Origin of the sequence: Sphingomonas sp. Leaf37 (genome assembly GCF_920939475.1) — a bacterium.
GTDB lineage: Bacteria > Pseudomonadota > Alphaproteobacteria > Sphingomonadales > Sphingomonadaceae > Sphingomonas.
Genome location: NZ_CAKLAX010000001.1, coordinates 322,760 through 347,141 on the forward strand (window position 1 = coordinate 322,760; position 24,382 = coordinate 347,141).

The 24,382-nt window shown below is 68.1% G+C and carries 21 protein-coding genes; 12 read left to right on the forward strand and 9 right to left on the reverse strand.

Annotated features, from left to right (window positions below; genetic code table 11):
- Nucleotides 1-26: 26 nt before the first annotated feature.
- Together LRA87_RS01305 and LRA87_RS01310 are read right to left on the reverse strand one after the other, a co-directional pair.
- Entirely contained in the window at nt 27-905 is an 879-nt protein-coding gene (locus LRA87_RS01305) for a 2-dehydro-3-deoxygalactonokinase (protein ID WP_230628601.1), read from the reverse strand.
- 5 nt (nt 906-910) lie between these two features.
- Nucleotides 911-2,215 (reverse strand): sugar MFS transporter, encoded by a 1,305-nt coding sequence (locus LRA87_RS01310; RefSeq protein ID WP_230628602.1) that lies wholly within the window; start codon nt 2,213-2,215, stop codon nt 911-913.
- Between the two features lie 160 nt (nt 2,216-2,375).
- Here LRA87_RS01310 and LRA87_RS01315 point away from each other — a divergent pair, with 160 nt between their 5' ends.
- Both LRA87_RS01315 and LRA87_RS01320 read left to right on the forward strand, forming a co-directional pair.
- Nucleotides 2,376-3,467 (forward strand): aldose epimerase family protein, encoded by a 1,092-nt coding sequence (locus LRA87_RS01315; RefSeq protein WP_230628603.1) that lies wholly within the window; start codon nt 2,376-2,378, stop codon nt 3,465-3,467.
- Nucleotide 3,468: 1 nt separating this feature from the next.
- Nucleotides 3,469-5,262 (forward strand): IlvD/Edd family dehydratase, encoded by a 1,794-nt coding sequence (locus tag LRA87_RS01320; RefSeq protein WP_230628604.1) that lies wholly within the window; start codon nt 3,469-3,471, stop codon nt 5,260-5,262.
- A 155-nt stretch (nt 5,263-5,417) separates the two neighbouring features.
- On the opposite strand, the gene LRA87_RS01325 is transcribed toward LRA87_RS01320, so the two are convergent.
- Nucleotides 5,418-6,128 carry a FadR/GntR family transcriptional regulator gene (locus LRA87_RS01325; protein ID WP_230628605.1) on the reverse strand — a complete coding sequence of 237 codons (711 nt, stop codon included), beginning with the start codon at nt 6,126-6,128 and terminating at the stop codon, nt 5,418-5,420.
- An 85-nt stretch (nt 6,129-6,213) separates the two neighbouring features.
- Between LRA87_RS01325 and pncB the strand changes: the two genes are divergently transcribed.
- A complete protein-coding gene (pncB, locus tag LRA87_RS01330) occupies nt 6,214-7,518 on the forward strand; it encodes a nicotinate phosphoribosyltransferase (RefSeq protein WP_230628606.1) in 1,305 nt (434 codons plus the stop codon).
- Between the two features lie 42 nt (nt 7,519-7,560).
- Entirely contained in the window at nt 7,561-8,460 is a 900-nt protein-coding gene (locus tag LRA87_RS01335; RefSeq protein WP_230628607.1) for an NAD(P)-dependent oxidoreductase, read from the forward strand.
- A 40-nt stretch (nt 8,461-8,500) separates the two neighbouring features.
- Here the strand turns inward: LRA87_RS01335 and LRA87_RS01340 are convergent, their stop codons facing one another.
- On the reverse strand, nt 8,501-9,976 hold the full coding sequence (locus LRA87_RS01340) for a glycerol-3-phosphate dehydrogenase (protein ID WP_230628608.1): 1,476 nt from the start codon (nt 9,974-9,976) through the stop codon (nt 8,501-8,503).
- 79 nt (nt 9,977-10,055) lie between these two features.
- Here LRA87_RS01340 and glpK point away from each other — a divergent pair, with 79 nt between their 5' ends.
- A complete protein-coding gene (gene glpK / locus LRA87_RS01345; protein WP_230628609.1) occupies nt 10,056-11,543 on the forward strand; it encodes a glycerol kinase GlpK in 1,488 nt (495 codons plus the stop codon).
- On the opposite strand, the gene pncA is transcribed toward glpK, so the two are convergent.
- On the reverse strand, nt 11,540-12,169 hold the full coding sequence (pncA, locus tag LRA87_RS01350; protein ID WP_230628610.1) for a bifunctional nicotinamidase/pyrazinamidase: 630 nt from the start codon (nt 12,167-12,169) through the stop codon (nt 11,540-11,542). The genes glpK and pncA overlap by 4 nt on opposite strands.
- Before the next feature lie 96 nt (nt 12,170-12,265).
- Entirely contained in the window at nt 12,266-12,859 is a 594-nt protein-coding gene (locus tag LRA87_RS01355) for a hypothetical protein (RefSeq protein WP_230628611.1), read from the reverse strand.
- A 110-nt stretch (nt 12,860-12,969) separates the two neighbouring features.
- Between LRA87_RS01355 and LRA87_RS01360 the strand changes: the two genes are divergently transcribed.
- The 4 genes from LRA87_RS01360 (at nt 12,970) to LRA87_RS01375 (ending at nt 17,034) form a co-directional block, all read left to right on the forward strand.
- Entirely contained in the window at nt 12,970-13,629 is a 660-nt protein-coding gene (locus LRA87_RS01360; RefSeq protein WP_230628612.1) for a response regulator, read from the forward strand.
- Nucleotides 13,626-14,945 carry a sensor histidine kinase gene (locus LRA87_RS01365; RefSeq protein ID WP_230628613.1) on the forward strand — a complete coding sequence of 440 codons (1,320 nt, stop codon included), beginning with the start codon at nt 13,626-13,628 and terminating at the stop codon, nt 14,943-14,945. Before LRA87_RS01360 ends, LRA87_RS01365 begins: the two co-directional genes overlap by 4 nt.
- 33 nt (nt 14,946-14,978) lie before the next feature.
- Nucleotides 14,979-16,082: an NADH:flavin oxidoreductase/NADH oxidase gene (locus LRA87_RS01370; protein ID WP_230628614.1), complete on the forward strand. Its 1,104-nt coding sequence runs from the start codon at nt 14,979-14,981 to the stop codon at nt 16,080-16,082.
- Between the two features lie 76 nt (nt 16,083-16,158).
- Nucleotides 16,159-17,034: an SMP-30/gluconolactonase/LRE family protein gene (locus tag LRA87_RS01375; RefSeq protein ID WP_230628615.1), complete on the forward strand. Its 876-nt coding sequence runs from the start codon at nt 16,159-16,161 to the stop codon at nt 17,032-17,034.
- Between the two features lie 137 nt (nt 17,035-17,171).
- Here the strand turns inward: LRA87_RS01375 and LRA87_RS01380 are convergent, their stop codons facing one another.
- On the reverse strand, nt 17,172-18,752 hold the full coding sequence (locus LRA87_RS01380) for an aldehyde dehydrogenase (NADP(+)) (protein ID WP_230628616.1): 1,581 nt from the start codon (nt 18,750-18,752) through the stop codon (nt 17,172-17,174).
- A 191-nt stretch (nt 18,753-18,943) separates the two neighbouring features.
- On the opposite strand from LRA87_RS01380, the gene LRA87_RS01385 reads away from it, so the two are divergent.
- Entirely contained in the window at nt 18,944-19,798 is an 855-nt protein-coding gene (locus LRA87_RS01385) for a rhamnogalacturonan acetylesterase (protein WP_230628617.1), read from the forward strand.
- 15 nt (nt 19,799-19,813) lie between these two features.
- Here the strand turns inward: LRA87_RS01385 and LRA87_RS01390 are convergent, their stop codons facing one another.
- A complete protein-coding gene (locus LRA87_RS01390; RefSeq protein ID WP_230628618.1) occupies nt 19,814-20,086 on the reverse strand; it encodes a hypothetical protein in 273 nt (90 codons plus the stop codon).
- A 115-nt stretch (nt 20,087-20,201) separates the two neighbouring features.
- Nucleotides 20,202-21,059, reverse strand: coding sequence for a glucose 1-dehydrogenase (locus LRA87_RS01395; RefSeq protein WP_230628619.1), 858 nt, complete (start codon nt 21,057-21,059; stop codon nt 20,202-20,204).
- Nucleotides 21,060-21,234: 175 nt separating this feature from the next.
- Here LRA87_RS01395 and LRA87_RS01400 point away from each other — a divergent pair, with 175 nt between their 5' ends.
- Both LRA87_RS01400 and LRA87_RS01405 read left to right on the forward strand, forming a co-directional pair.
- Nucleotides 21,235-23,274 (forward strand): TonB-dependent receptor, encoded by a 2,040-nt coding sequence (locus LRA87_RS01400; protein ID WP_230629763.1) that lies wholly within the window; start codon nt 21,235-21,237, stop codon nt 23,272-23,274.
- 57 nt (nt 23,275-23,331) lie between these two features.
- Nucleotides 23,332-24,357 carry an alanine racemase gene (locus LRA87_RS01405; RefSeq protein ID WP_230628620.1) on the forward strand — a complete coding sequence of 342 codons (1,026 nt, stop codon included), beginning with the start codon at nt 23,332-23,334 and terminating at the stop codon, nt 24,355-24,357.
- Nucleotides 24,358-24,382 lie beyond the last annotated feature (25 nt).

Consider the following 24,382-nt stretch of genomic DNA (forward strand, 5'->3'; position numbering starts at 1 on the left):
TTGGCGGTGGTGACGTCGCGAGAGGATCATGCGGCCAGATGCGCGCGCAGGTGGTGGATGCCGGCGATGAAGGCCATCGTCGCGTCGACCGGCTCTACCCGGCCGCCGAGCGTTTCGATCGCGGCGGTGTAGAGAGCGGCGAGCGTGCCGTCGGCGAGCAGGTGGACCGTCTCGCCCGCCATATCGCGTGCGCCGACGTCGGAACCGATCAGCACGCCGCTGGCATAGGCCGCAGCGTCTTCGGGTGCGCGGCGGGCGAGGAGGACGGCGGCACGGACCTCGAACAGCGCCGCGCCGAGGTCGCAGGCACCGGCGCCGCGCGCGATGCCTTCGCGAAACGCAGTCCCATCCGCGACCGGGCCGTCGAGCATGCCGGCGAGGATGCCGTGCGCCTTGAGCAGCGCGAAGAGTTCGCCGGTCATCACCGTCGTCACATCGACGATCCGCGCGTCCTGTGTGGCGATCCATTTGTTGTGCGTGCCGGGCTGGCAGAACAGCGCATCGGCAGGGGCAAGGCCGGCGGCGACCGCGCCCAGAACCTGCACCTCTTCACCGCGCATCACGTCGGCACAGGCGCCATGGACCCAAGACACGCCGGGGACGATAATGGCTCTGGCATCGTCGATCCGCAGTGCGGTCCGGCCGAGTGCAGCAAGATCGGCGGGAGCGGGCACATAGGGCGCTTCCCGCCAGCCGCGGGTCGAACCGATCATGCCCGCCGCGATGACCGGCAGATCGCCGAGCCGTTCGCGCAGCGTGGCGAGCGCGGGGACATAATCGTCCGCCGCCATCGCCAGCACGCCGGCCCCGTCGCGCATGCCGTCCGACACGCTGCCGTCCGCCTCGACCCGGTAGGCGCGGCGATTGGTCGTACCCCAATCGACCGCGATAATCGCATTCGCCATCCCGCTTACTCGGCTTGGGGCGTGCCGAGGTCGGCGGTCGGCTTCGAACCCCAGAGCGCATAAGCGAGGACGACGACCTCGCACGCCATGGTCAGGAAGAACGAGTTCTGGAGGCCGTAGCGATCGGCGAGCCAGCCCTGGACAACGACGAGCGCACCGCCGGCGATCGCCATGATCATCAGGCCCGACCCCTCTTCGGTCAGCGGGCCGAGGCCGCGGATCGCGAGCGTGAAGATCGTCGGGAACATGATCGAATGGAACAACCCGACCGCGATCAGCGACCACATGGCCATCGGCCCGGTGGTGAACGTCGCAACGGCGACGACGACGAGCGCGCCGAAGGCGAAGACGCTAAGCACGCGTTCCGGTGCGATCTTTTGCATGATGAGGCTGCCGGCGAAGCGGCCGACCATCATCCCGCCCCACAGCAGCGCGAGATAGCGCGACGCCTGTTCGTGCGTGATCGCGGCGATCTCGGGCTGCGAGACGAAATTCACGAACAGGTTGGCGACGCCGATCTCGGCGAGCAGGTAGGCGATCATCGTCGGGATGCCGAGCGTCAGGTTGCGATGCTTCCACAGCGAATGCTGGTGACGGTCCGCCTTGGCCGCGCGCTGCGTCGCCGCGCCCAGCGATGGGAGCGGGAAGCGCGCGATGACGACCGCGAGGACGACCAGCACGATCGCGACGAGGACGTAGGGCAGGATCACCGACTGCGCGTCCGCATAACGCTGTGCCTGCGTCAGCGTCGCGCCGGCTTCGGCGGTCCCGCTCTGGCTGCGGCCGAGAATCAGATAGCCGGCGAACAGCGGCGCGAGCGTGGTGCCGAGCGAGTTGAAGGCCTGCACCAGGTTCAGCCGCGACGATCCCGTTTCGGGCGGGCCGATGACGGTGACATAGGGGTTGGCCGCGACCTGCAGCAGCGTGATGCCGCTCGCGATGATGAACAGCATGACGAGCGTCACGCCATAGGACGGCAGGCTGGCGGCGAGCGTCATGCCGAGCGCCCCGGCAGCCATGATCAGCAGGCCGATCACGATCGCGCGCTGGTATCCGACGCGCTCGATGAGTTTGGCGGACGGAATGGACGCGAAGAAATAGGCGATGAACCAGACCGATTCGATCAGCGTCGTCTGGGTGTAGTCGAGTTCGAACACCGATCGCAGGTGCGGCAGCAGCACGCCGTTGATGACGGTGATGAAACCCCACATGAAAAACAGGCTGGCGAGCAGGCTGAGCGCCTTGCCGTAGGAGGCGCTGCCCCCTGCCCCCACCGCATGATGCGTGGTCGTGCCGATCGGTCCTGCCATTCTCTCATCCTCTTCCGCTGCCGACGTCGTTCCGCCGCCTTGCGCCCCGGTTATTTGTCTGACTATAAAGGCAGCATACGCCGGGTCAATGCCGGCGATGAGTGTCGGGAGAGATGCGGTGAAGGTTCGAAAGGCTTTGGGGATGGCAGGCGCCGGATTGATGACGTTGGCTGCCGCGCAGGCCGATGCGGCCACCGCGAAGCGCGAGGCTGCAGGGGCGCTGCCCGACGGTACCGCCGTGGAGGCGATCACGCTGATCGCGAAGGGTGGTGTCGAGGCGCGCATCCTGACCTATGGCGCGACGTTGCAGGCACTGCGTGGCCCGGATCGCAACGGCAAGGTCGCCGACGTGGTGCTCGGCTATGACGATGCCAGGGATTATGCCTCACATCCCAATTACTTCGGCGTCACCGTCGGTCGTTACGCCAATCGCATCGGCGGGGGCCGGTTCACGCTCGACGGCAAGACGTATCAGCTGCCGCTGAACGACAAGGTCAATTCGCTGCATGGCGGCACCAAAGGGTTCGACAAGCAGCCGTGGCGGGTCGTGTCGGTGAAGGACGGCAGCGTCACGCTGGCGCTGACCAGCGCGGACGGCGATCAGGGCTATCCCGGCAAGCTCGACGTGACGGTCACCTATGCGATGAGCGACGACGGTGCGCTGACCATCATCTTCGGTGCCAGCACCGACAAGCCGACCCTGGTAAACATGACCAACCACGCGATCTTCAATCTCGCCGGCGAAGGATCGCCGAGGGACGCGATGGGGCATCGGCTCACGATTCCCGCCAGGGCGATCACGCCGGTCGACGCCAATCTGATCCCGACCGGCGAGCTGCGCCCCGTCGCGGACACCGTGTTCGATTTCCAGAGCGGGCGTGTGGTCGGCGACGGCCTGCGCGACGGTCGCGATCCCCAGATCGTGATGGGCCACGGCTACGATCACAATTTCGCGCTCGACAAGGGACTGACCACGGCGCCGGGCCTTGCCGCGCGACTGGAGGACCCTGTATCAGGCCGTGTGCTGGAGGTGTCGACGACCGAGCCGGGCGTGCAATTGTATACCGGCAATTTCCTCGACGGGACGTTCATCGGCAAATCGAAACACGTCTACAGGATGGGCGACGGCATTGCGCTGGAGCCGCAGAAATTCCCGGACTCTCCCAACAAGCCCGCCTTTGCGTCCGCCCGGGTCGATCCCGGCAAGCCGTATCGGCACGTGATGATCTACAAGCTATCGGTGGCCAAATAACATGACGCAATCGCGCACGCCCCTCCGTTCCAGGGCCTGGTTCGACAACCCTGCCAACATCGACATGACCGCGCTGTATCTGGAGCGGTACCTGAACTTCGGGCTGAGCCTGGAGGAGCTGCAATCGGGCAAGCCGATCATCGGCATCGCCCAGACCGGCAGCGACCTGTCGCCGTGCAACCGCCACCATCTGGTGCTGGCGGACCGCGTGCGCGAGGGCGTGCGCGAGGCGGGCGGGATCGTGCTGGAATTCCCCGTGCACCCGATCCAGGAGACGGGCAAGCGGCCGACCGCGGGGCTTGATCGCAACCTTGCCTATCTTGGGCTGGTCGAGACGTTGTACGGCTATCCGCTCGACGGCGTAGTGCTGACGATCGGTTGCGACAAGACGACGCCCGCCTGCCTGATGGCGGCGGCGACGGTGAATATTCCGGCGATCGCGCTGTCGGTCGGGCCGATGCTCAACGGCTGGCACAAGGGCGAGCGCACCGGGTCGGGCACGATCGTGTGGAAGGCGCGGCAGCTGCTCGCGGCGGGCGAGATCGACGATGCGGAATTCATCCGGCTGGTCGCGTCGTCCGCGCCATCGACGGGCTATTGCAACACGATGGGCACCGCGACGACGATGAACTCGCTGTGCGAGGCGCTCGGCATGTCGCTGCCGGGATCGGCGGCGATCCCCGCGCCGTATCGCGACCGGCAGGAGGTGTCGTACCTGACCGGCAAGCGCATCGTGCAGATGGTGGCGGAGGATCTGAAGCCGTCCGACATCTTGACGAAGCCGGCGTTTCACAATGCGATCCGAGTCAATTCGGCGATCGGCGGTTCGACCAACGCGCCGATCCATCTGTCGGCGATCGCCCGCCACGTCGGCGTCGACCTGCCGCTAAAGGATTGGGAGACCGAGGGGCACAAGGTGCCGCTGCTCGTCAACCTGCAACCCGCCGGCGAATATCTCGGCGAGGATTATTACCGCGCGGGTGGCGTGCCCGCGGTGGTCAACCAGCTGATCGGGCAGGGGCTGATCCATGAGGATGCGCTGACCGTCAACGGCAAGACGATGGGCGAGAATTGCCGCGGCGTCGCCATCGAGGACGAGAAGGTGATCCGTCCGTTCGACCAGCCTTTGGTCGAGGATGCGGGCTTCATCGTGCTGTCGGGCAATCTGTTCGACGCGGCGGTGATGAAGACCAGCGTGATCTCGCCCGAATTCCGCCAGCGTTACCTGTCCAACCCCGACGATCTCAACGCGTTCGAGGGGCCGGCGGTCGTGTTCGACGGGCCGGAGGATTACCACCACCGCATCGACGATCCCGCGACCGGGATCACGCCGGAAACGCTGCTGTTCATGCGCGGCGCCGGGCCGATCGGCTATCCCGGCGCGGCGGAGGTCGTCAACATGCGGCCGCCGGCGTATCTGATCACCGAGGGCGTTAGCGCATTGCCATGCATCGGCGACGGGCGACAATCGGGAACGAGTGGATCGCCGTCGATCCTGAATGCGTCGCCAGAGGCGGCGGCGATGGGTGGGCTCGCGCTGCTGAAGACCGGCGACCGCGTGCGCGTGGACCTCAACACCGGCACCGCGAACGTGCTGATCCCCGAGGCCGAGCTGATGGACCGGCGGGCGGCGCTGGCGGCGGCTGGCGGGTTCGCCTATCCGAAGTCGCAGACGCCGTGGCAGGAGATCCAGCGTGCGGTCGTCGGGCAGATGAACACCGGCGCGATCTTGGAGGGCGCAGAGAAATACCAGCGGATCGCACAAACGATGGGGTTGCCGCGCGACAACCATTGATGGAGTTCCCTCCTGCGCGCGAGAGAAACGTTGCTGATCCTCACGGCGCGGTAAGATTCAAGTCCTCCCCCGCGAGGGGGAGGTGGCGCGGCGGTGACGGAGAGGGAGGCAAGCGATGTCCTTCGTGACCCAAGACATCGCTACGCTCAACAAACTCACGCTTGCAGCAAGCGCTCCGTATCCTCGTGCGCCTGTTGCAGCAGGACGATGGTCGCGTCCCTTGCCGTCGCCGCATCGCTGGCCGCGATCGCATCGTAGAGGCGGCGGTGCTGGGGCATGGGGTCGCGGGGGCGGCGGCTGCCGCGGAACTTGAAGATGGTCGTCCAGCGAACCGCCGCACCGATACTGCCCGACAGGCTGACCAGCAGTTCGTTGTCGGTCGCCTCGAGAATCGTGTTGTGGAAGGTCTGGTCCGCCGCCTGACCCTCCGGCGTGTCGAGGCCGTGCGCGACCATGCCGTGCAGGGCCGTGTCCATCCGCTCCAGCTGATCGGCTGTACGCGACAGTGCGGCCATCTCGGCGGCGGCCGGTTCGACGATCATGCGCAACTGGAACAGCGCACGGACGAAACTGGCGGGTGGTTCGCCCTCGAACATCCATGCCAGCAGATCGGGATCGAGCAGATTCCATTGTGCGCGTTCGCGGACGCGGGTGCCGGATTTGGGGCGGCTTTCGACGAGCCCCTTGGCGGACAGCATGCGCAGTGCTTCGCGCACGACGCTGCGCGAGACGCCGCGCTGGCTGGCGATGTCGATCTCGCCCGGAATGACGCTGCCGGGCGGGTGACGGCCGGTGACGATGGCGATGCCGAGGTCGCGAGCGATCAGCGTATGGGACGGTTCGCGCCGCTCGCTCTTGATCGCCATCCCGCTCTCCCTCGATTTGTCAGACTACGCCTAGGCCGCATGGCAACGGTTGGAAAGCCCGGCGCTTGACTGTAGCGGTGCTGTCATGGCCGTTACCGATATCGCGACGCGCACCTGGGACCATAATTGGCGGCTCGATCCGATCGTGCGCAGCCTGCTCGACACCGATTTTTACAAGTTGCTGATGCTGCAGATGATCCGTCACCTGCACGGTGACGTCGATGCCACGTTCCGGCTGATCAACCGCAGTACCAGCGTCCGTCTCGCCGATGTGATCGACGAGGATGAACTGCGGGCGCAGCTCGATCATGCGCGGGGACTTCGCTTCGCCAAAAAAGAATTGATCTGGCTGGCGGGTAACAGCTTCTACGGCCAGCAGCGGATGTTCGCGCCCGACTTCATCGCCTGGCTCGCGGATTTCCGGTTGCCCCCGTATGAATTGCATCGCGTCGACGGACAGTTCGAGCTGACGTTCGAAGGACCCTGGACGCACACGACCATGTGGGAGATCCCGGCGCTTGCGATCGTCAACGAATTGCGGGCGCGGGCGGCGCTGCGCGGCAAGGACCGGTTCGCGCTCGACGTGCTCTACGCACGCGCCAAGGCGAAGCTGTGGGACAAGGTCGAGCGGCTGCGCGATCTCCCCGACCTCGTCATCTCCGACTTCGGCACGCGACGGCGGCATGGCTTCCTGTGGCAGCGCTGGTGCGTCGAGGCGCTGAAGGAGGGGCTGGGCAGCCGCTTCATCGGATCGTCCAACGTGCTGCTGGCGATGGACAATGATCTGGAGGCGATCGGCACCAACGCACATGAACTGCCGATGGTGCTGGCGGCATTGGCGCGCGACGATGCCGGGGTCGCGGCGGCGCCCTATCGCGTGCTGGAGGAATGGCAGGCGCATTACGGCGGCAATCTGCTGGTGGTATTGCCCGATGCGTTCGGCACGGCGGCATTCCTGCGCGATGCACCGGCATGGGTCGCGGGCTGGACCGGCTTTCGCCCGGACAGCGCGCCGCCGATCGAGGCGGGCGAGCAGGTGATCGAATGGTGGCAGGCTCACGGGCAGGATGCGCGCGACAAATTGCTGATCTTCTCGGACGGGATGGACGTGGATTCGATCGAGCGCGTCTATCGGCACTTCCAAGGACGGGTGCGGATGAGCTTCGGCTGGGGGACGAACCTGACCAACGACTTCCGCGGCTGCGACCCCGATGGTGCAGCGGGACTGGAGCCGATCTCGCTGGTGGCGAAGGTGACGCGGGCGAACGGCCGGCCGGCGGTGAAGCTGTCCGACAATCCGGCGAAAGCCACCGGCGATCCGGCCGAGATCGCACGGTACCTGCGAATATTCGGTGCGGACGGACGAACGCGAAGCGAAGTGAGCGTGTGACCCGATTTCTCTCCCGCGAGTGAGCAGGGGTTTGGAGTGGTTATGATCGACGTTCTCGCCTTGTCGCCGTTGCCCGACACGCTCGCACCCCGGCTGGCGGAGCGGTTCACGCTGCATGTCGGGATCGACCATGCGCCGTGCGACCGGGTGCGCGCGCTGGTGGGCGGCGGGACGATGCTGGTCGACGGCGCCCTGCTCGATCGTCTGCCCGCCCTGGAGATCGTCGCTGTGCACGGGGTCGGGCATGACGGGATCGATCGCGATGCGCTGGCGGCGCGCGGCATCGTGCTGGCGATCACCGCGGGTGTCTTGACCGACGACGTCGCCGACCTTGCGATCGGATTGTGGCTGGCGGTGGAGCGACGGATCGCGGCGCACGATCGCGTCGTGCGGGACGGCGGCTGGTCGGTGCCGCTCGCCCGGCGTGCGTCCGGGCGGCGGATCGGGGTCTATGGTCTGGGAGCGATCGGGCGGGCGATCGCCTTGCGGGCGGTACCGTTTGCCGGGGAGTTGCTCTACAGCGCGCGTTCCCCGAAGGCCGATGTGCCCTGGCGGTTCGTCGCCGATCTGCGCCGCCTCGCCGGGGAATGCGATGTACTGATGCTGTCGGCAGCGCCCGACGCGGCCAACGTCGGGGCGGTCGATGCGGCGGTGCTGGCGGCACTGGGGCCGGACGGCGTTCTGGTGAACGTCGCGCGCGGCGCGCTGGTCGATCAGCCCGCGTTGATCGCCGCACTCGAGTCCGGGACGATCGCCGGGGCGGGACTGGACGTGTTCGCCCACGAACCGGATGTGCCGACGGCGCTACGGCGGGACAACGTCGTGCTGTCTTCGCATCAGGGGTCCGCCACCGTGGAGGCAAGAGCGGCGATGGCGGCGATGGTGGTGGCCAATCTGGAGGCACACTTCGCCGGGGAGGTTCCCCCGGGGCGGGTACGATAGAACCGGCGTTCTCGTTCGTACCGTTGCCTGCGGGTGGGCGTTACCCGAGATAGGCCGCGATCGCCTCTGCCGTACCGTCCGGAACGTGGAGGCCGAGTTTGCTGCGGCGGTAAAGGATGTCGTCCGCCGTCCGCGCCCATTCGTGCGTCACGAGATAATCGATCTCACGCGCGTAGAGATCTCCGCCGAAATGCCGGCCGAGCGCGACGACGTCCTGCGCGTCGCCCAGCAGCGCAGCAGTGTCGGTACCGTAGGCACGGGCGAGGCGTTGCAGGAGATGCGCAGGCAGGTCGGGGCGAGCGGCGATCAGGCTGGCCAGCATTGTGTCGAAATGCATGAAATCGCCGCCGGGAAGCGGCTGTGTCGCAGTCCATGATCCACCCGCATCCGGGAACGTGGCCGCCAGTTTCTCGAGCGCGTGTTCGGCCAGCTTGCGATACGTCGTGATCTTGCCGCCGAACACGCTCAGCAGCGGTGCCCGTCCGTCCTCCGCGTCGAGGTCCAGAACGTAATCGCGCGTCACCGCAGAGGCGTTGGCAGCGTGATCGTCGTAGAGCGGACGGATGCCTGAATAGCTCCAGACGATATCGGCCGGGCCGATCGCGCGCGTGAAATAGCGGTTCACCGTGTCGCAGAGGTAAGCTGTCTCCTCCGCATCGATGGTCGCGGGGCCGGGCGGCCCCTGCCACGGCTGGTCGGTGGTGCCGATCAGGGTGAAGTCGCGTTCGTAGGGAATCGCGAAGACGATGCGGCGGTCCGGGTTCTGCAGCATGAAGGCGTGTTCGCCATCGTACAGGCGTGGCACGACGATATGGCTGCCCTTGATCAGGCGCACGCCGCGGTCGTGGTGGGCGCCCGGTACCTTCGACAGGATATCGGCGACCCATGGCCCGGCGGCGTTGACCAAAGCACGGGCGATTACGGTACGCGGGCCGGCGGCATCCTCGATGGTCGCACGCCATTCGCCGCCATCGCGGACGGCGGCGATCAGGCGGGTGCGGGTGTGTATCGCCGCGCCGCGAGCGGCGGCATCGCGGGCATTAAGGACGACCAGCCGGCTGTCCTCTACCCAGCAATCGGCATAGACGAAGGCGCGATCCGCCTTGCCCGGCTTCAATCCGTTGCCGCGGGGATCGCGCGACAAATGGATCGTTTCCGTCGCGGGAAGGCGCTTGCGGCCGCCGAGATGGTCGTAGAGAAAAAGGCCGAGCCGCACCATCCATGCCGGCCGCGGCGATTGCGCCTGCGGCAGCACGAAGGCGAGCGGCCAGATGATGTGCGGCGCGATGCCGAGCAGCCGCTCGCGTTCGATCAGCGCCTCCCGCACCAGCCGGAACTCGCCATATTCCAGATAGCGCAGGCCGCCGTGGATCAGCTTGGTGCTGGCGGACGAGGTATGGCTGGCGAGGTCGTCCTGCTCGACCAGCATCACCGACAGGCCGCGTCCGCCGGCGTCGCGGGCGATCCCCGCGCCGTTGATGCCGCCGCCGACGATCAGCAGGTCCACGTCCGCCATGCTCACGTCCTCCAGGGTGGCCCGCTTTACCCGAAAGCGGCGCTGCGTCACCATGGCGACGATACGAAGAGGATGACCGATGGCTGCAACCCATATCCTGGCGATCGATCAGGGGACGACGTCGACGCGCAGCATCGTCTTCGATGCGCAGGCGCGCGCGGTCGCGACGGCGCAGGTCGAGTTCGCGCAGCATTATCCCGCACCAGGCCGGGTCGAGCACGACCCCGAGGACATCTGGCGCGACACGCTGGCGACCGCGCGACAGGCGATCGCGGAGAGCGGCGTGGGCGCGAAGGGGATCGCCGGTATCGGCATCACCAACCAGCGCGAGACGGTGGTCGTCTGGGACCGGGCGACCGGAGCGGCGCTGCACCGCGCGATCGTGTGGCAAGATCGCCGCACGGCGGATGTCTGCGCCGCGCTGAAGGCGGACGGTATCGAGGCGACGGTCCGCGCCAGGACCGGGCTGGTGCTCGACCCCTATTTTTCCGCGGCCAAGATCGCCTGGATCCTCGACCATGTCGACGGTGCCCGCGCCCGGGCGGAGCGGGGTGAACTGGCGTTCGGGACGATCGACAGCTTCCTGTTGTGGCGGCTGACCGGCGGCGCGGTGCACGCCACGGACGTGACCAACGCGGGGCGGACATCACTCTACGATATCCGGGCACAGCGCTGGGATGAAGAATTGTGCCGGCTGTTCCGGGTGCCGATGGCGATGCTGCCGCAGGTGCACGACAACAGCCATGTCTTCGGTACGACGGCCGTCGGGCTGTTCGACGCGGCGATTCCGATCGCCGGCATGGCGGGGGACCAGCAGGCCGCGCTGTTCGGGCAGGCGTGCTTCGAGGCAGGCATGGCAAAATCGACCTATGGCACCGGCTGTTTCATGCTGCTCAACACGGGAACGGAAGCGCTGACGTCGGAGCATCGCCTGCTGACCACGCCCGCATATCGGCTGGACGGGGTGATGACCTATGCGCTGGAGGGGTCGATCTTCGTCGCGGGGGCAGCGGTGAAGTGGCTGCGCGACGGGTTGGGCGTCATCACCCATGCGCGTGAAACCGACGACATGGCGACGCAGGTGCCGGACAGCCATGGCGTCTACATGGTCCCCGCCTTCGTCGGGCTCGGCGCACCGCACTGGGACCCGGCGGCGCGGGGCGCGATCTACGGCCTGACGCTGGGGACGACAGCGGCGCATCTGGCCCGTGCGGCGCTGGAGGCGGTCGGCTACCAGACGATGGATCTGGCGGAGGCGATGATCGCCGATGGCGGCGATGCGCCCGCGACGATCCGGATCGATGGCGGCATGGCCGCGAACGACTGGCTGTGCCAGTTCCTTGCCGACATGGTGCAGGTGCCCGTGGAGCGACCCGAGCATCTGGAGACGACTGCGTTGGGCGCAGCGTTTCTGGCGGGGCTGGCGACGGGTGTCTGGGCGGATCGCACGGCACTGGCCCGCACCTGGCGGCGCGGCGCCTGTTTCGAACCGCGAATGGCGGCGGCGGACCGCGCACGGCTGGCGGTGGGGTGGCAGGATGCGGTGCGGCGAACGCTGGTCGGCTAGGCGATCGTCACGCCGGCGGCAGCGAAGCGATCCTCGATATCGTCCAATGTCGTGCGACCATCGGCGATCGGCATGCCGATCGCGCGGCTGAGGTCCTTTACCACCACGGCCTCGAATCCGTGCGCCACCGCGTCTAGTGCCGACCAGCCGACGCAGAAGTCATACGCCAGACCGACCAGCACGCAGCGGGTCACTCCGGTGTCGCGCAGGAATCCGGCAAGGCCGGTGGCGGTGCTGCGGTCGTTCTCGCGAAAGGCGGAATAGCTGTCGATTGCGGGATTGCCGCCCTTGCGCAGGATCATCTGCGCGTGGTCGATCGCCCGCGCGATTCCGGGGTGGAAGGCCGCGCCGTGGCTGCCCTGCACGCAGTGATCGGGCCAGAGCACCTGTTCGCCATAGGGCATCATCGTCGTGGAGAAGGGCACGGCACCGGGATGGCTGCTCGCGAACGAGCTATGACCGGCGGGATGCCAGTCCTGCGTGATGACGACATGGGCGAAACGGGCAGCAAGCGTCGCGATGCCCGGCATGATCGCATCGCCGTCCCCGACGGCGAGTGCGCCGCCGGGGCAGAAGTCGTTCTGCGGATCGATGACGATCAGCGCGTCGGTGGGAAGCGGGGTCATGCCCGCGTTATCGCGCGGGATAACGCAATGGGAAAGACCCGGCCGCGTGGGGCGCGACCGGGTCTTCTGTCGTCCTGCATTCGCAGGAACACGGGGCTAGCGCGCGGGTGTCGCTGCCGGTGCCCCCGCTGAAGGCGGAGCCCCAGCCGGTGCGGCCGCGGGTGCGCCTGCGGCGAGCGGCGGCGGGGGTGTGCCGCGACCGTCTGCGGGGGGCGGAGGCGGCGGGCCGTCGCCACGCGGGCCACCGGAGCCGTCCGGACCACCGGGTTTGCCGGGGCCGTGCGGTCCACGTGGGCCGTGAGGACCGTGCGCGGGTCCCACCTCCCTGACCTGACCCGCCGGATCGACGAGGAAGCGGGCGCGCAACTGGCCGTCGTCGTAACGACCTTGCACCGTCATGGCGCTGCCCTTGACGATGCTGCCGGCATTGCGGCCCGCATCGATCATCGCGCGGCCGCTGCCGTCCTGCACGACGAAGCGATCGCCGAAGACCTCGGCGACGCGGCCCTTCACCGTGACGATGCCGTCGCTGGAACCCAGTCTGGCGATCGGCGTGACGTTGGTCGGCGCCATCTCGATCGATGGGCGGGTGAGCGCCACCGCGCCTGCGCCGCCGGCTGCGCCGATCGCGATCAGGGCGGTTGCGCCGAGTGCCAGACGCTGACGGCGTCCGATTGTCATACGTGTCATCGGGTCTCTCCGGTTGGTGTGTCGATGACGGCGTTCTAGGATGGTGCGTCCGACCCCCGCTGAACCACGCGGTTCAGGTTCGGTTTAGCGACGGGGGATACCGGCTGCCGATGCGTATCTTGCTTGTAGAGGACGACAGCGATCTGGGCCCGGCGATCGCACGCGGACTGCGTGCCGAACATTTCGCCGTCGATCTGGTCGCGGACGGGATCGACGCTGCGCATCTGGGAGAAACGGAGGCGTATGACGTCGCGGTGCTCGACCTCGGGCTGGCGGGCAAGGACGGGATCACCGTGCTCAAGGAATGGCGCGCGGCCGGACGCGTGCTGCCGGTGCTGATCCTGACTGCGCGCGACGGCTGGTCCGACAAGGTCGCGGGCTTCAAGGCCGGGGCGGACGATTATCTCGTCAAACCGTTCCGGCTGGACGAGCTGGTGATGCGGCTGCGCGCGCTCGTCCGGCGCGCAGCGGGGCACGCGCAGCCTGTGCTCACCTGCGGGCGGCTGTCGTTCGATACGCAGATCGGGCATTTCGAACTGGACGGCCTGCCGCTGAAGCTGACCGCGTTCGAATGGCGGGTGCTGTCGGCGCTGATGCTGCGGCGCGAAGCGGTGATCGAGCGTCTCGACCTGCTGGAACGCGTCTATGAAGGCGATGCCGATGTCGATTCGAACAGTCTCGAGGTGATCGTCGGGCGGCTGCGACGCAAGATTGGCCCGACGATGATCGAGACGGTACGCGGCCGTGGCTACCGGCTGACGTGCCCATGATCCGCCGGCTGCTGCCCAATTCGATTCAGCGGCGCATGCTGCTGTTGTCGGCGATGGCGATCCTGTCGGCGCTCGGGGTCGCGGGCTGGGCGATCGGCGGCGTGCTGGAGCGGGTGGTGACCGAGGGCATCGACCGGAGACTGGATGCACAGATCGCTCTGCTGGCGAGCGTGGTCGATGCCGATGGGCAGGTCGACCGTGCGGCGCTGGCGGAGCGATCTGGCGCGCTGGAGGCGGGTCGGGGGTGGCGGTGGCGGATCGAGACGCCAGCGGGCGCGATCGGGTCCACCGACCGCCCCGTGCTGCACGGGCGCCCGCACCCGCGCCACGAACGCGGCCCGGAAGCGCTCGACGGTGCGGACGGGGCCGGACGCGGCATCCATGCGCGGCGGCTGGTGATCGGCCGGACGACGGTAACCGCCTCGGTCCCGCGTGCCGTGATCGACCGGCCGCTCGAGGATGTCTTCTGGCCGTTGCAGCTGGCGCTGGCGATCCTTGCGTTGCTGCTGGCGGCGGCGACATGGGTCCAGCTTCGGCTGGGGCTGAAGCCGCTCGGGCGAATGCAGGCGCAGGTTGCCGCGATCCGGGCGGGGGCGGCGACGCGGCTGGATGAGGACCAGCCGGTCGAATTGCGCGGTCTGGCGGCAGAGCTCAACGCGCTGGCGGCGGATCGCGAAGCAGCGCTGGCGACGGCGCGGCAGTCGGCGGCGAATCTCGCTCATGCCCTGAAGACGCCGGTGGCGACGCTGGCACTGTCCGTACGCGATGATCCGGGCCGGACGGCGCAGGTCGCGCGGATCGATGCGACAATCCGCCACCATCTGTCGCGGGCGCGGGCCGCGACCACTGATGCGCGCGCCAGTACGATGGTCGCGCCGGCCGTCGCAGATCTGGTGCAGGCGATCGGGCGGCTGCATGCGACGCGCGGGCTGACGATCGATACGGATATCGCCGACGTGACTGCCGCGATCGACGCGCAGGACTTCGACGAACTGCTCGGCAATCTGTTGGATAATGCGGCGCGGCATGCCGTCGCGCGGGTGTGGGTGACGGCCCGGCGGCAGGCCGATGCGCGGTGGCTGGAGCTCTGCGTCGCCGATGACGGCCCCGGCATTCCCGCTGCGGAGCGCGATCGGGTGACGCACCCCGGCGTGCGGCTGGACGAGCGGGGCGAGGGGCACGGGTTCGGGCTGGCCATCGTGCGCGAACTGGCGGATCTGCATGGTGGGCGGTTGACGCTGGCGGCGCGGCAGGGTGGCGGTCTGGCAGCCTGCGTGACGTTGCCGGCACGGCACCAAATGGCATCCGGTGCGTAACGCTCTTCGACCCTGTTACCGGAGAGTTTCTGCATGAGCGGCCCTGCGCTTTTCCAGCCCGTCACCGTCGGTTCGCTGACGCTGCCAAATCGCATCGTCATCGCGCCGATGTGCCAATATTCCGCCGACAACGGCTGCATGACCGACTGGCATCTGATCCACCTCGGCCATCTCGCGCTGTCGGGCGCCGGGCTGCTGACGATCGAGGCGACCGCGGTCGTGCCGGAAGGCCGGATCACCTATGCCGACGTCGGCCTCTGGGACGACGCGACCGAGGCGGCGATGGCGCGCGTGCTGGAATCGGTACGCCGTCATTCCGACATGCCGATCGCGATCCAGCTCGCGCATGCCGGGCGCAAGGCATCGACCGACCTGCCGTGGAAGGGCGGCAAGCAGATCGCGCCGGATCATGCCGACGGGTGGCAGACGGTGGCGCCCTCCGCCACGCCGTTCGCCGAGGGCGAGAATGCACCCGCCGCGCTGACCGTCGATGATCTGAAGCGGCTGTGCGACGCCTTCGCCGGATCCGCGCATCGGTCGGCGCGGCTGGGGATCGACGCGGTGCAATTGCATGGCGCGCATGGCTATCTCCTCCACCAGTTCCTTTCGCCGCTCTCCAATCGGCGCAACGACGATTATGGTGGCAGTCTTGAGAACCGGATGCGCTTCCCGCTCGAGGTCTATGACGCCGTCCGCGCAGCATTCCCTGCGGATCGCCCGGTGACGATGCGGGTGTCCGGCAGCGACTGGGTGGAGGGTGGCTGGGATGCGGCGCAGACCGTCGCCTTTGCGCAGGCGCTGGAGGCACGCGGGTGCGCCGGTATCCACGTGTCGAGCGGCGGGCTGGACCCGCGGCAGGCGATCCCGGTCGGCCCGAGCTATCAGGTGCCGCTCGCGCGGGCGGTCAAGCAGGGCTGCGGTATGCCGGTCGTCGCGGTCGGCCTGATCACCGATTACGAACAGGCGGAGGCGATCGTAGGCACCGGCGATGCGGACATGATCGCGCTGGCCCGCACGATCCTGTACGACCCGCGCTGGCCCTGGCACGCGGCGGCGCATCTGGGCGCCCGGGTGAAGGCGCCCGACCAATACCTCCGATCGCAGCCGCGTCAGTACCGGCACCTGTTCGACGTCTGATCGCGTAATTGTCAGACTAGACGAATCTGTTGGGGCAGGGGATGAAGCGCTGCTGATAACGAGAGGATCGCCTGCGATGACCGACCACAATGTACGCACCCTGCTGCCGGTACAGGCGACGCTGGGCGAGGGGCCGGTGTGGGTCGGTCGCGATCGCGCCTTGTGGTTCGTCGACATCAAAAGCCGGCATGTGCATCGCGTCGATCCGGCAACCGGCGCGGTGCGGCGCTGGGACGCGCCCGATCAGGTCGGCTGGGTGCTGCCGGCCGCCGATGGCGGCATGATCGCGGGCCTGCGGACGGGATTGCACCGGTTCGATCCCGCGGACGGCAGCTTCACCTTCATCGCCCGCGCGCAGGGCGATGCCGCCGGCAACCGGCTGAACGATGCGGCTACCGACAGCGCCGGCCGGATCTGGTTCGGCACGATGGACGATGCCGAAACCGATGCGAGCGGGCGCCTGTACCGTTTCGCCGATGGCGCAATCGTCGATAGCGGCCTGCCGCCCGTGTGCATCACCAACGGGCCCGCGATCGCTGCGGACGGCACGCTGTACCACACCGATACGCTCGGCAAGACGATCTGGCGCGCGCGTATCGGCAACGACGGCACGCTCGGGCCGGCAGAGCGGTTCGTCACGATCGAGGACGACGCGGGCCATCCGGACGGATCGGTCGTCGATGCGGACGGTTGCCTCTGGGTCGCATTATGGGGCGGCTGGGGCGTGCGGCGCTACGATCCGGCAGGCACGCTGATGGGCACGGTGACGCTGCCCGCGTCCAACATCACCAAGATCGCCTTCGGTGGCGACGACTTGCGCACCGCCTTCGCAACCAGCGCGCGCAAGGGGCTGGACGACGCTGAACTGGCAGAGCAGCCCGGGGCGGGAGACGTGTTCGCGTTCGATGCCGGGGTATGCGGATTGCCCGTGACACCGGTCGTACTGCCGTAATCCCTCCCTCGCGAAGCGGGGGAGGGGGCCGCCCACGCAGCGGATGGTGGAGGGGGCGTTTCCACAAGCGACCAGGTTCGTCGCCAACCTCCCCCTCCGCCAGCTTCGCGGCCACCCCCTCTTGCAGGGACGACCGATTAGGTCGCGCTGGCTTCCCGCTTCCCGTCGATGCGCCGCGAAACGCCCCAGGCATTGTCGTCACCCAATCCCTTCGGCAACAGCGCGGGCGCGAGATTCTGGAAGCACACCGGCCGCAGGAAACGGGCGATCGCCAGCGTGCCGACCGATGTCGTGCGGCCATCGCTGGTAGCCGGGAACGGCCCGCCGTGCACCATCGCCGGCGCCACCTCGACTCCGGTCGGCCAGCCGTTCGCGAGGATGCGCCCGACCCGGCGCGCGAGCACCGGTACCAGCGTCGCGGCATCGGCCTCGTCGGCTGGATCCATCTGCAGCGTCGCGGTGAGCTGACCCTCCAGACCGGCGATGACCTTCGCGATCTCCGCGACGTCGCGGCAACGCACGACGACCGAGGACGAGCCAAAGACTTCATGGCTGAGCGCGGCATCGGCAAGGAACGCCCCGGCCGTCGTTTCGAACACCGCGCCGACCGCCTGGTTGACGCCTTCGCCCACCTTGCCGCGCGCGACGGTGCGGACCGCCTCGTGGCTGGCGAGCGCGTCGACACCCTGTTCGAAGCTGGCATGGATCCCCGGCGACAGCATCGTGATGGGCGCACTCTCGTTCAGCGCGGCGGCAGCGGCGGCGACGAACGTGTCGAGGTCGGGACCGTCGATCGCCAGCACCAAGCCGGGGTTGGTGCAGAACTGGCCGGCACCCATCGTCAGCGACGCGACGAATTCCTTGCCCAGCGCCTCACCGCGTGCGGCGAGCGCGGCGGGCAGGATCACGACGGGGTTGATGCTCGACATCTCGGCATAGACCGGGATCGGCTCCTTGCGTTCGGACGCGATACGAACCAGTGCGAGGCCGCCCCCGCGCGATCCGGTAAAGCCCACCGCCTGAATGCGGGGATCGGCGACCAGTGCACCGCCCAGCTCGTTGGTTTCGCCGGGCAGGTAGGAAAACACGCCGGCGGGCAGGCCGGCATCGGCCACCGCCTTCTGGATCGCGCGGGCGACCAGTTCGCCGGTGCCGGGATGCGCCGGATGGCCCTTCACCACCACTGGGCAACCGGCGGCGAGCGCCGAAGCGGTGTCACCGCCCGCGACGGAGAAGGCGAGCGGAAAATTCGACGCGCCGAACACCGCGACCGGACCGATGGCGAGATTGATGCGGCGCAGATCGGGGCGCGGCAACGGCGCGCGGCCGGGCATGGCGGGATCGATCGTGGCATCGAGGAAGTCGCCCTGACGCACGACGCCGGCGAACAGCTTCAACTGCCCGACAGTGCGGCCGCGCTCACCCTCCAGTCGCGCTCGCGGCAGACCGCTTTCGCTCATCGCGCGGACGATCAGGTCGTCACCGATGTCGAGGATGTTCTGCGCGATCGCCTCGAGGAAGGCGGCGCGCGTTTTCGGATCGGTGGCGGCATAGGTCGGGAACGCCGCTTCCGCTAACGCGCACGCCTCATCGACGGCATCGTTGCCTGCCGATGAAAAGTCCGGAGTCAGCGTTTCGCCGCTGGCCGGGTTTACCGCGGTGAAGCGTTGCGCGGCCTGGCGTGCTTCGCCGCCGATCAGCAGGGCGCCGTCGATCATCGGAAAATACCTCTCTCGGAAAATGTCGGACTTATTCTAGGGTCGCGGGAGGGATACGACAATGCCCCGATCGCGATCCGCTGCCACATGGTGACGATCCGGACCCATTGACCATATCGACTCAGGCACGCTTGCGTGGGATGACACCGGTTTCCTGAACCGACAGGCGAGGATCGAGGAGAGGACCCGTGATGCCGAACGCCATCCGCCGCTGCGCCGTGCGCACGACCGCGATCCGTCTGGGCATCGCGCTACTGTGCACATCGTCCAGCCCGGTTTCTGCGCAGGGCATACCCGCACCCGCACCGCCCGTGCCGCAACGGATCAGCGCGTCCAAGATCGTGCTGGTCGGCGATTCCACCACGGCGGTGGCCGGTGGCTGGGGCGGGGTGTTCTGCGGCGAGCATGTCACGTCGTTCGTCGCCTGCGTCAATCTGGCGCGGGGCGGGCGTAGTTCGGGCAGCTATATCGCGGAAGGATCGTGGGAAATCGCGCTCGCCGAGATGAAGACGCCGGGGTTCGCAAGAACGTGGGTGCTGATCCAGTTTGGCCACAACGATCAGCCGGGCAAACCGGGCCGGTCGACCGATCTCGCCACCGAGTTTCCCGCCAATATCGCCCGCTATGTGCGGGAAACGCGTGCTGCGGGCGCGATGCCGATTCTGGTCACGCCGCTCACCCGGCGAATGTTCGCAAACGGTGCGCTGTCGAACGATCTGGAACCCTGGGCCGCGGCAGTGCGCAAGGTCGCGGCGACGATGAAGGTGCCGCTGATCGAACTGAATGCGAAAAGCGCCGCCGCGGTACAGGCGATGGGCGAGGCGCAGGCCGACCGATTCGCGCAGCTGCCACCCGGCGTGGCCGGCACGGCCGTGCCGGCCGCCACCGGTGAGGTCGACGATCTGCCGTTCGCACAGCGCAAGCTGTCGTTCGATCGCACGCATCTAGGCTATGCGGGCGCTCGCTATTTTGCGGCGATGATGGCGCGGGAATTGTCGGCGACGGTGCCCGAGATGCGCAAAATGCTGTTCCAGAACGGATATTGAGGACCAGCGGGGCAGTCAGTCGGGGTGATCCCCGCTCTCTTCGGCAACATGGGGGTCGAGATCCCATGTCGCCGCGACCTGCTCCACCGCCTTGCGGGCGATGCCATCGAGCTCTTCCGGGCAAAAGGCCTGCACGTCCCAGTTGTGCATCGCGATGCCGTCTTCGGGATCCGCGAGCGTCGGCAGCATGAATTCGATCTTGGCCCCCTCGCTGTCGAGCGACAGTCGCAAAGCCGCCTGATTGAGCTCGTCGCGCAGCGACTCGGCACCCAGCCGTTCCCGGCTCACGCGCACGCACCGTTCGAGCGCTGCGCCGTCCGTCGTGCCTGCACCATGATCGTTCTCCCGGTTTGTAACCGAGCGCGACAGCGGCCGGATCGTTCCCGACCCGGCCTGATCCCGATCAAAGAAACGGCCGGCCGCCGGTCACCGGGATCGTCGCGCCGGTGATGTAGCTCGCTTCGTCGCTGGCGAGCATCACATAAGGCGGCGCGAGTTCGACCGGTTGCGCCGCGCGGCCCAGGGGCGTGTTCTGCCCGAACGTCTTCACCGCTTCCGGCGGCATCGTCGACGGGATCAACGGCGTCCACACCGGACCGGGCGCGACCGCGTTGACGCGGATCTTGCGGCTGGCGAGCATCTGCGCCAGGCCGGCGGTGAAATTATGGATCGCTCCCTTGGTGGTCGCATAGGCCAGCAGCGTCTGGCTGGGATCGTCGGCGTTGATCGACGTCGTGTTGATGATCGATGCGCCCTCGCCCATGTGCGCCACTGCGGCCTTCGACAGATAGAACATCGAATGCATGTTGACCGCGAAGGTTCGCTGCCACTCCTCGTCCGGAATATCCTCCAGCGCTTCGAAGCTGCGCTGGTGCGCCGCATTGTTGACCAGCACGTCGATCCTGCCGAACGCCTCGGCCGCGCGCGCGACGACGCTGCGGCAATGCGCGGGGTCGGACAGGTCGCCGGCGACCGTAACGGCGCGCCGACCGGCCTCCTCGACCAGCCGCTGCGTTTCTGCGGCGTCGTCGTGCTCGTCGAGATAGGCGATCAGCACGTCCGCCCCTTCGCGTGCGAAGGCGAGTGCGACCGCGCGGCCGATGCCGCTGTCGCCGCCGGTCACGATCGTCGCCTTGCCGGCGAGCCGGCCCGATCCTTCGTAGCTGTGCTCGCCGTGATCCGGTCGCGGGTCCATCCGGTCGGTGCGACCGGGTATGTCCTGCTGCTGTTCGGGATAGGGGGGCGTTGGATAATCGGTCATATCGGCTCCTCGTTTTGAGGCCGCCAACCCGCCCCGCCGGTGCGTGTTCCGCCAGATGGCACGTGCATCGATCTGGGTTAGCGAGGTTTTTTGACGATCGTCGATGATCGGGCAATCGGTGGTCGATATGTCGGGCACCATTGCGGCACGGCGCAAAACCGGCTTGGAGGCGGTGATGCGCTACCTGCCGATCGCCGCTCTCGTCATCGCCGTATCTGCTCCGATCCGGGCCCAGACCATATCCGGCACGGGCGACGGCACCGACATCGTCGTCACCGGGCGGGGATTGGCGGCATCGCCCGGCGAACGCGCCTTCGACATCGTGACGATCGATCGTGCACGGCTACAGGCGAATGCGAGCGCACGGCTGGAAAGCGTGCTGGCCGATGTCGCCGGGTTGCAGCAATTCCGGCGCTCCGACAGTCGTACCGCCAATCCCACTAGCCAGGGCATCACCCTGCGCGGCATCGGCGGCAACGCGTCCAGCCGGGCGCTGCTGATCCTCGATGGCGTGCCGCAGGCCGATCCGTTCGGCGGTTGGGTGGCGTTCCCCGCTTATGCCACCGGTCGTCTGGGGCAGGTACGCGTGACGCGCGGCGGCGGCAGCGGGTATTTCGGCGCCGGTGCGCTGGCCGGCACGGTGCAGCTCGACAGTGCCACCCCCGACCAGCTGAGCCCGCTCGACGCCAGCGTCTTCTACGGCAGCCGCGATTCGGTCGAGGCGCAGGCATCCGGCGCGCTGGTCCGCGCCGGCGGTTTCGCGACGCTGTCCGCCGCCTATGCGCGGGGCGACGGGTTCGTCCCAGTGGTGGCGGGCAGCCGCGGCCCCGTCGACCGGCCCGCACCGTACGAACAGGCGTCGGGGGCGCTGCGTACCGTGATCGGCGTCGGCGCGTCGACCGAATTGCAGGCGAACGTCAGCGCATTCACCGACCGGCGCGAACGCGGCACCGCATTTACGATCAACCGGTCGCAGGGTGCGGATGCCAGCCTGCGCCTCGTCGGCAGGGGGCGCTGGGGATGGTCGGCGCTCGCCTATCTCCAGACCCGCGCCTTCGCGTCGGACTTTGCGAGCGTCAACGCCGCCCGTACGACGGTGAGCCAGTCGCTCGACCAGTATCATACGCCCGCTACGGGGCTGGGTGCGCGGCTGGAGGTGCGCCCGCCCGTCGGCGGCACGATCGACCTGCGGATGGGCGCCGATATCCGCGACGTGTCCGGCAAGACGCAGGAGCTGTTCACCTTCGTGAACGCGGCACCGACCCGGCGGCGGGAAGCGGGGGGATCGACCCGCACCGAAGGCCTGTTCGCCGATGGCAGCATTGCGATCGACGCATTGACGTTGACCGGCGCGGCGCGAATCGATCGCTGGAGCATCGACGGCGGCTACCTGACCGAGCGGCCGATCGTCGGCGGGGCGGCGCTGACCGCCAACCGGTTCGCGGATCGCGACGGCAGCGAATTCACCGGCCGCATCGGCGCGGCGTGGCGGGTCATGCCTGCGATTACACTGCGGGCTGCGGGCTATCGCGGCTGGCGATTACCGACGCTCAACGAACTCTACCGGCCATTCCGTGTCGGCAACGACGTCACCGCCGCCAATGCCGCGCTCTCGCCTGAGCGTCTGACCGGGATCGAGGGTGGCGTGACGCTGACGCCGCTTGCGGGCGCGAGCCTGGCCGCAACCGTCTTTCACAACAGGCTGGACGATGCGATCGCCAACGTCACCTTGTCCGCGACGCCGACCAGCGCATCGCGGGTGCGCCGCAATCTCGATGCCATCCGCTCGACCGGGGTCGAGGTCGATGCCAGCTATACCGTCGGGCGGGTCACCGCGCTGGCATCGTGGAGCCATGTCGACGCCCGGGTAAGGGCATCGGCCGTGGCGGCGGCGCTCGATGACCTCCGCCCGGCGCAGACGCCGCGCGATGCGCTGTCCGGCACGCTCGGCTGGCGCCGGGGGCGGGCGGCGCTATCGACCACGGTCCGCCATGTCGCGCGCCAGTTCGACGATGACCAGAACAGCCGCAGCCTCGCGCCCGCGACGACGCTCGACGGCTATGCCGCGCTGCCCTTGACGCGTGGTCTGTCGATCGAGGCGCGCGTGGAAAACCTGTTCGATGCGCGCGTGGAGGCCGGCATCAGCGGTACCGCGATCGTCGAGCGCGCCTCGCCCCGAACGTTGTGGATCGGCATGCGCGCGGCGCTGGACTGAGCCGCGGCGGCGCACCGGGCATCGACGCGCGGCGCCCGCGGGCTTATGCGGCGATGCGTGACCGCTCCCCTACGCCTCCGCATCGATACCGCCGCCCTCGCCGATAACTGGCGCACGCTCGACCGCATGAGCGGTGCGGCGGCCTGCGGTGCCGCGATCAAGGCAGATGGCTATGGCCTCGGCGCATCCCTCGTCGCCCGTCATCTGACAGCGGCCGGTTGCCGCGATTTCTTCGTGGCGACCTGGGCGGAGGCCGAGCGGCTGGCGGCGATGCGACTGCCCTTATCGGTGCTCCACGGGGTGCGGGTGGAGGACATGGCGGTCGCACGGACCGGCATCGCCCGGCCCGTCCTCAACACCAATGCACAGGTCGCCCGATGGAAAGAGGCGGGCGGCGGAGCCTGCGACGTGATGGTCGATACCGGTATGAACCGGCTGGGGGTATCGCCCGATGCGGTGCGCGGCGGACTGCTCGATGGCCTGACAATCGAGACGCTGATGAGCCATCTCGCCTGCGCCGACGAAGACAGCGTGATGAATGCGCGGCAGCGCGATCTGTTCGGATCGTTGCAGGGCGTGACGGACGTGCGGCGGATGAGCCTCGCCAATTCCGCCGGGATTGCGTTAGGCGTCGATTATGCATTCGATCTCACCCGCCCGGGATTGGCACTGTACGGCGGTATCCCCCGGCGCGAGTGCGCGGGTGTGATCCGGCAGGTGGTGACGCCGGAGGCGCAGATTTTGCAGCGTCGCACCGTCCAGGCCGGCGACACCGTCGGCTACAACGCGATATGGACTGCGCAGCGCGAGACGGAGGTCGCGATCGTTAACCTAGGCTATGCCGACGGTTATTTCCGGGGGTTTTCGGATCGCGGCAGCGCGGACGACGGCGCGTTGCCGGTGATCGGGCGCGTCTCGATGGACCTCGTGGCGCTCGACGTCACGGCCGCGCGCGAGCTGGCGGAGGGCGACTGGGTCGCGATCGACTTCGCCCTGCCGGATGCGGCGGCGCGGAGCGGGATGTCGCAGTACGAGCTGCTTACGAGTTTGGGGCGGCGATACGCGCGGGGCCGAACAGTGTAAAAAGAAGGGGCCGTTCCGAAGAACG

Excerpts from the sequence above, each read along its gene's own strand:
- LRA87_RS01305 (WP_230628601.1), bottom strand. The coding sequence starts at position 905 with ATGGCGAATGCGATTATCGCGGTCGATTGGGGTACGACCAATCGCCGC.
- LRA87_RS01310 (WP_230628602.1), bottom strand. The coding sequence starts at position 2,215 with ATGGCAGGACCGATCGGCACGACCACGCATCATGCGGTGGGGGCAGGG.
- LRA87_RS01315 (WP_230628603.1), top strand. The coding sequence starts at position 2,376 with ATGACGTTGGCTGCCGCGCAGGCCGATGCGGCCACCGCGAAGCGCGAG.
- LRA87_RS01320 (WP_230628604.1), top strand. The coding sequence starts at position 3,469 with ATGACGCAATCGCGCACGCCCCTCCGTTCCAGGGCCTGGTTCGACAAC.
- LRA87_RS01325 (WP_230628605.1), bottom strand. The coding sequence starts at position 6,128 with ATGGCGATCAAGAGCGAGCGGCGCGAACCGTCCCATACGCTGATCGCT.
- pncB (WP_230628606.1), top strand. The coding sequence starts at position 6,214 with ATGGCCGTTACCGATATCGCGACGCGCACCTGGGACCATAATTGGCGG.
- LRA87_RS01335 (WP_230628607.1), top strand. The coding sequence starts at position 7,561 with ATGATCGACGTTCTCGCCTTGTCGCCGTTGCCCGACACGCTCGCACCC.
- LRA87_RS01340 (WP_230628608.1), bottom strand. The coding sequence starts at position 9,976 with ATGGCGGACGTGGACCTGCTGATCGTCGGCGGCGGCATCAACGGCGCG.
- glpK (WP_230628609.1), top strand. The coding sequence starts at position 10,056 with ATGGCTGCAACCCATATCCTGGCGATCGATCAGGGGACGACGTCGACG.
- pncA (WP_230628610.1), bottom strand. The coding sequence starts at position 12,169 with ATGACCCCGCTTCCCACCGACGCGCTGATCGTCATCGATCCGCAGAAC.
- LRA87_RS01355 (WP_230628611.1), bottom strand. The coding sequence starts at position 12,859 with ATGACACGTATGACAATCGGACGCCGTCAGCGTCTGGCACTCGGCGCA.
- LRA87_RS01360 (WP_230628612.1), top strand. The coding sequence starts at position 12,970 with ATGCGTATCTTGCTTGTAGAGGACGACAGCGATCTGGGCCCGGCGATC.
- LRA87_RS01365 (WP_230628613.1), top strand. The coding sequence starts at position 13,626 with ATGATCCGCCGGCTGCTGCCCAATTCGATTCAGCGGCGCATGCTGCTG.
- LRA87_RS01370 (WP_230628614.1), top strand. The coding sequence starts at position 14,979 with ATGAGCGGCCCTGCGCTTTTCCAGCCCGTCACCGTCGGTTCGCTGACG.
- LRA87_RS01375 (WP_230628615.1), top strand. The coding sequence starts at position 16,159 with ATGACCGACCACAATGTACGCACCCTGCTGCCGGTACAGGCGACGCTG.
- LRA87_RS01380 (WP_230628616.1), bottom strand. The coding sequence starts at position 18,752 with ATGATCGACGGCGCCCTGCTGATCGGCGGCGAAGCACGCCAGGCCGCG.
- LRA87_RS01385 (WP_230628617.1), top strand. The coding sequence starts at position 18,944 with ATGCCGAACGCCATCCGCCGCTGCGCCGTGCGCACGACCGCGATCCGT.
- LRA87_RS01395 (WP_230628619.1), bottom strand. The coding sequence starts at position 21,059 with ATGACCGATTATCCAACGCCCCCCTATCCCGAACAGCAGCAGGACATA.
- LRA87_RS01400 (WP_230629763.1), top strand. The coding sequence starts at position 21,235 with ATGCGCTACCTGCCGATCGCCGCTCTCGTCATCGCCGTATCTGCTCCG.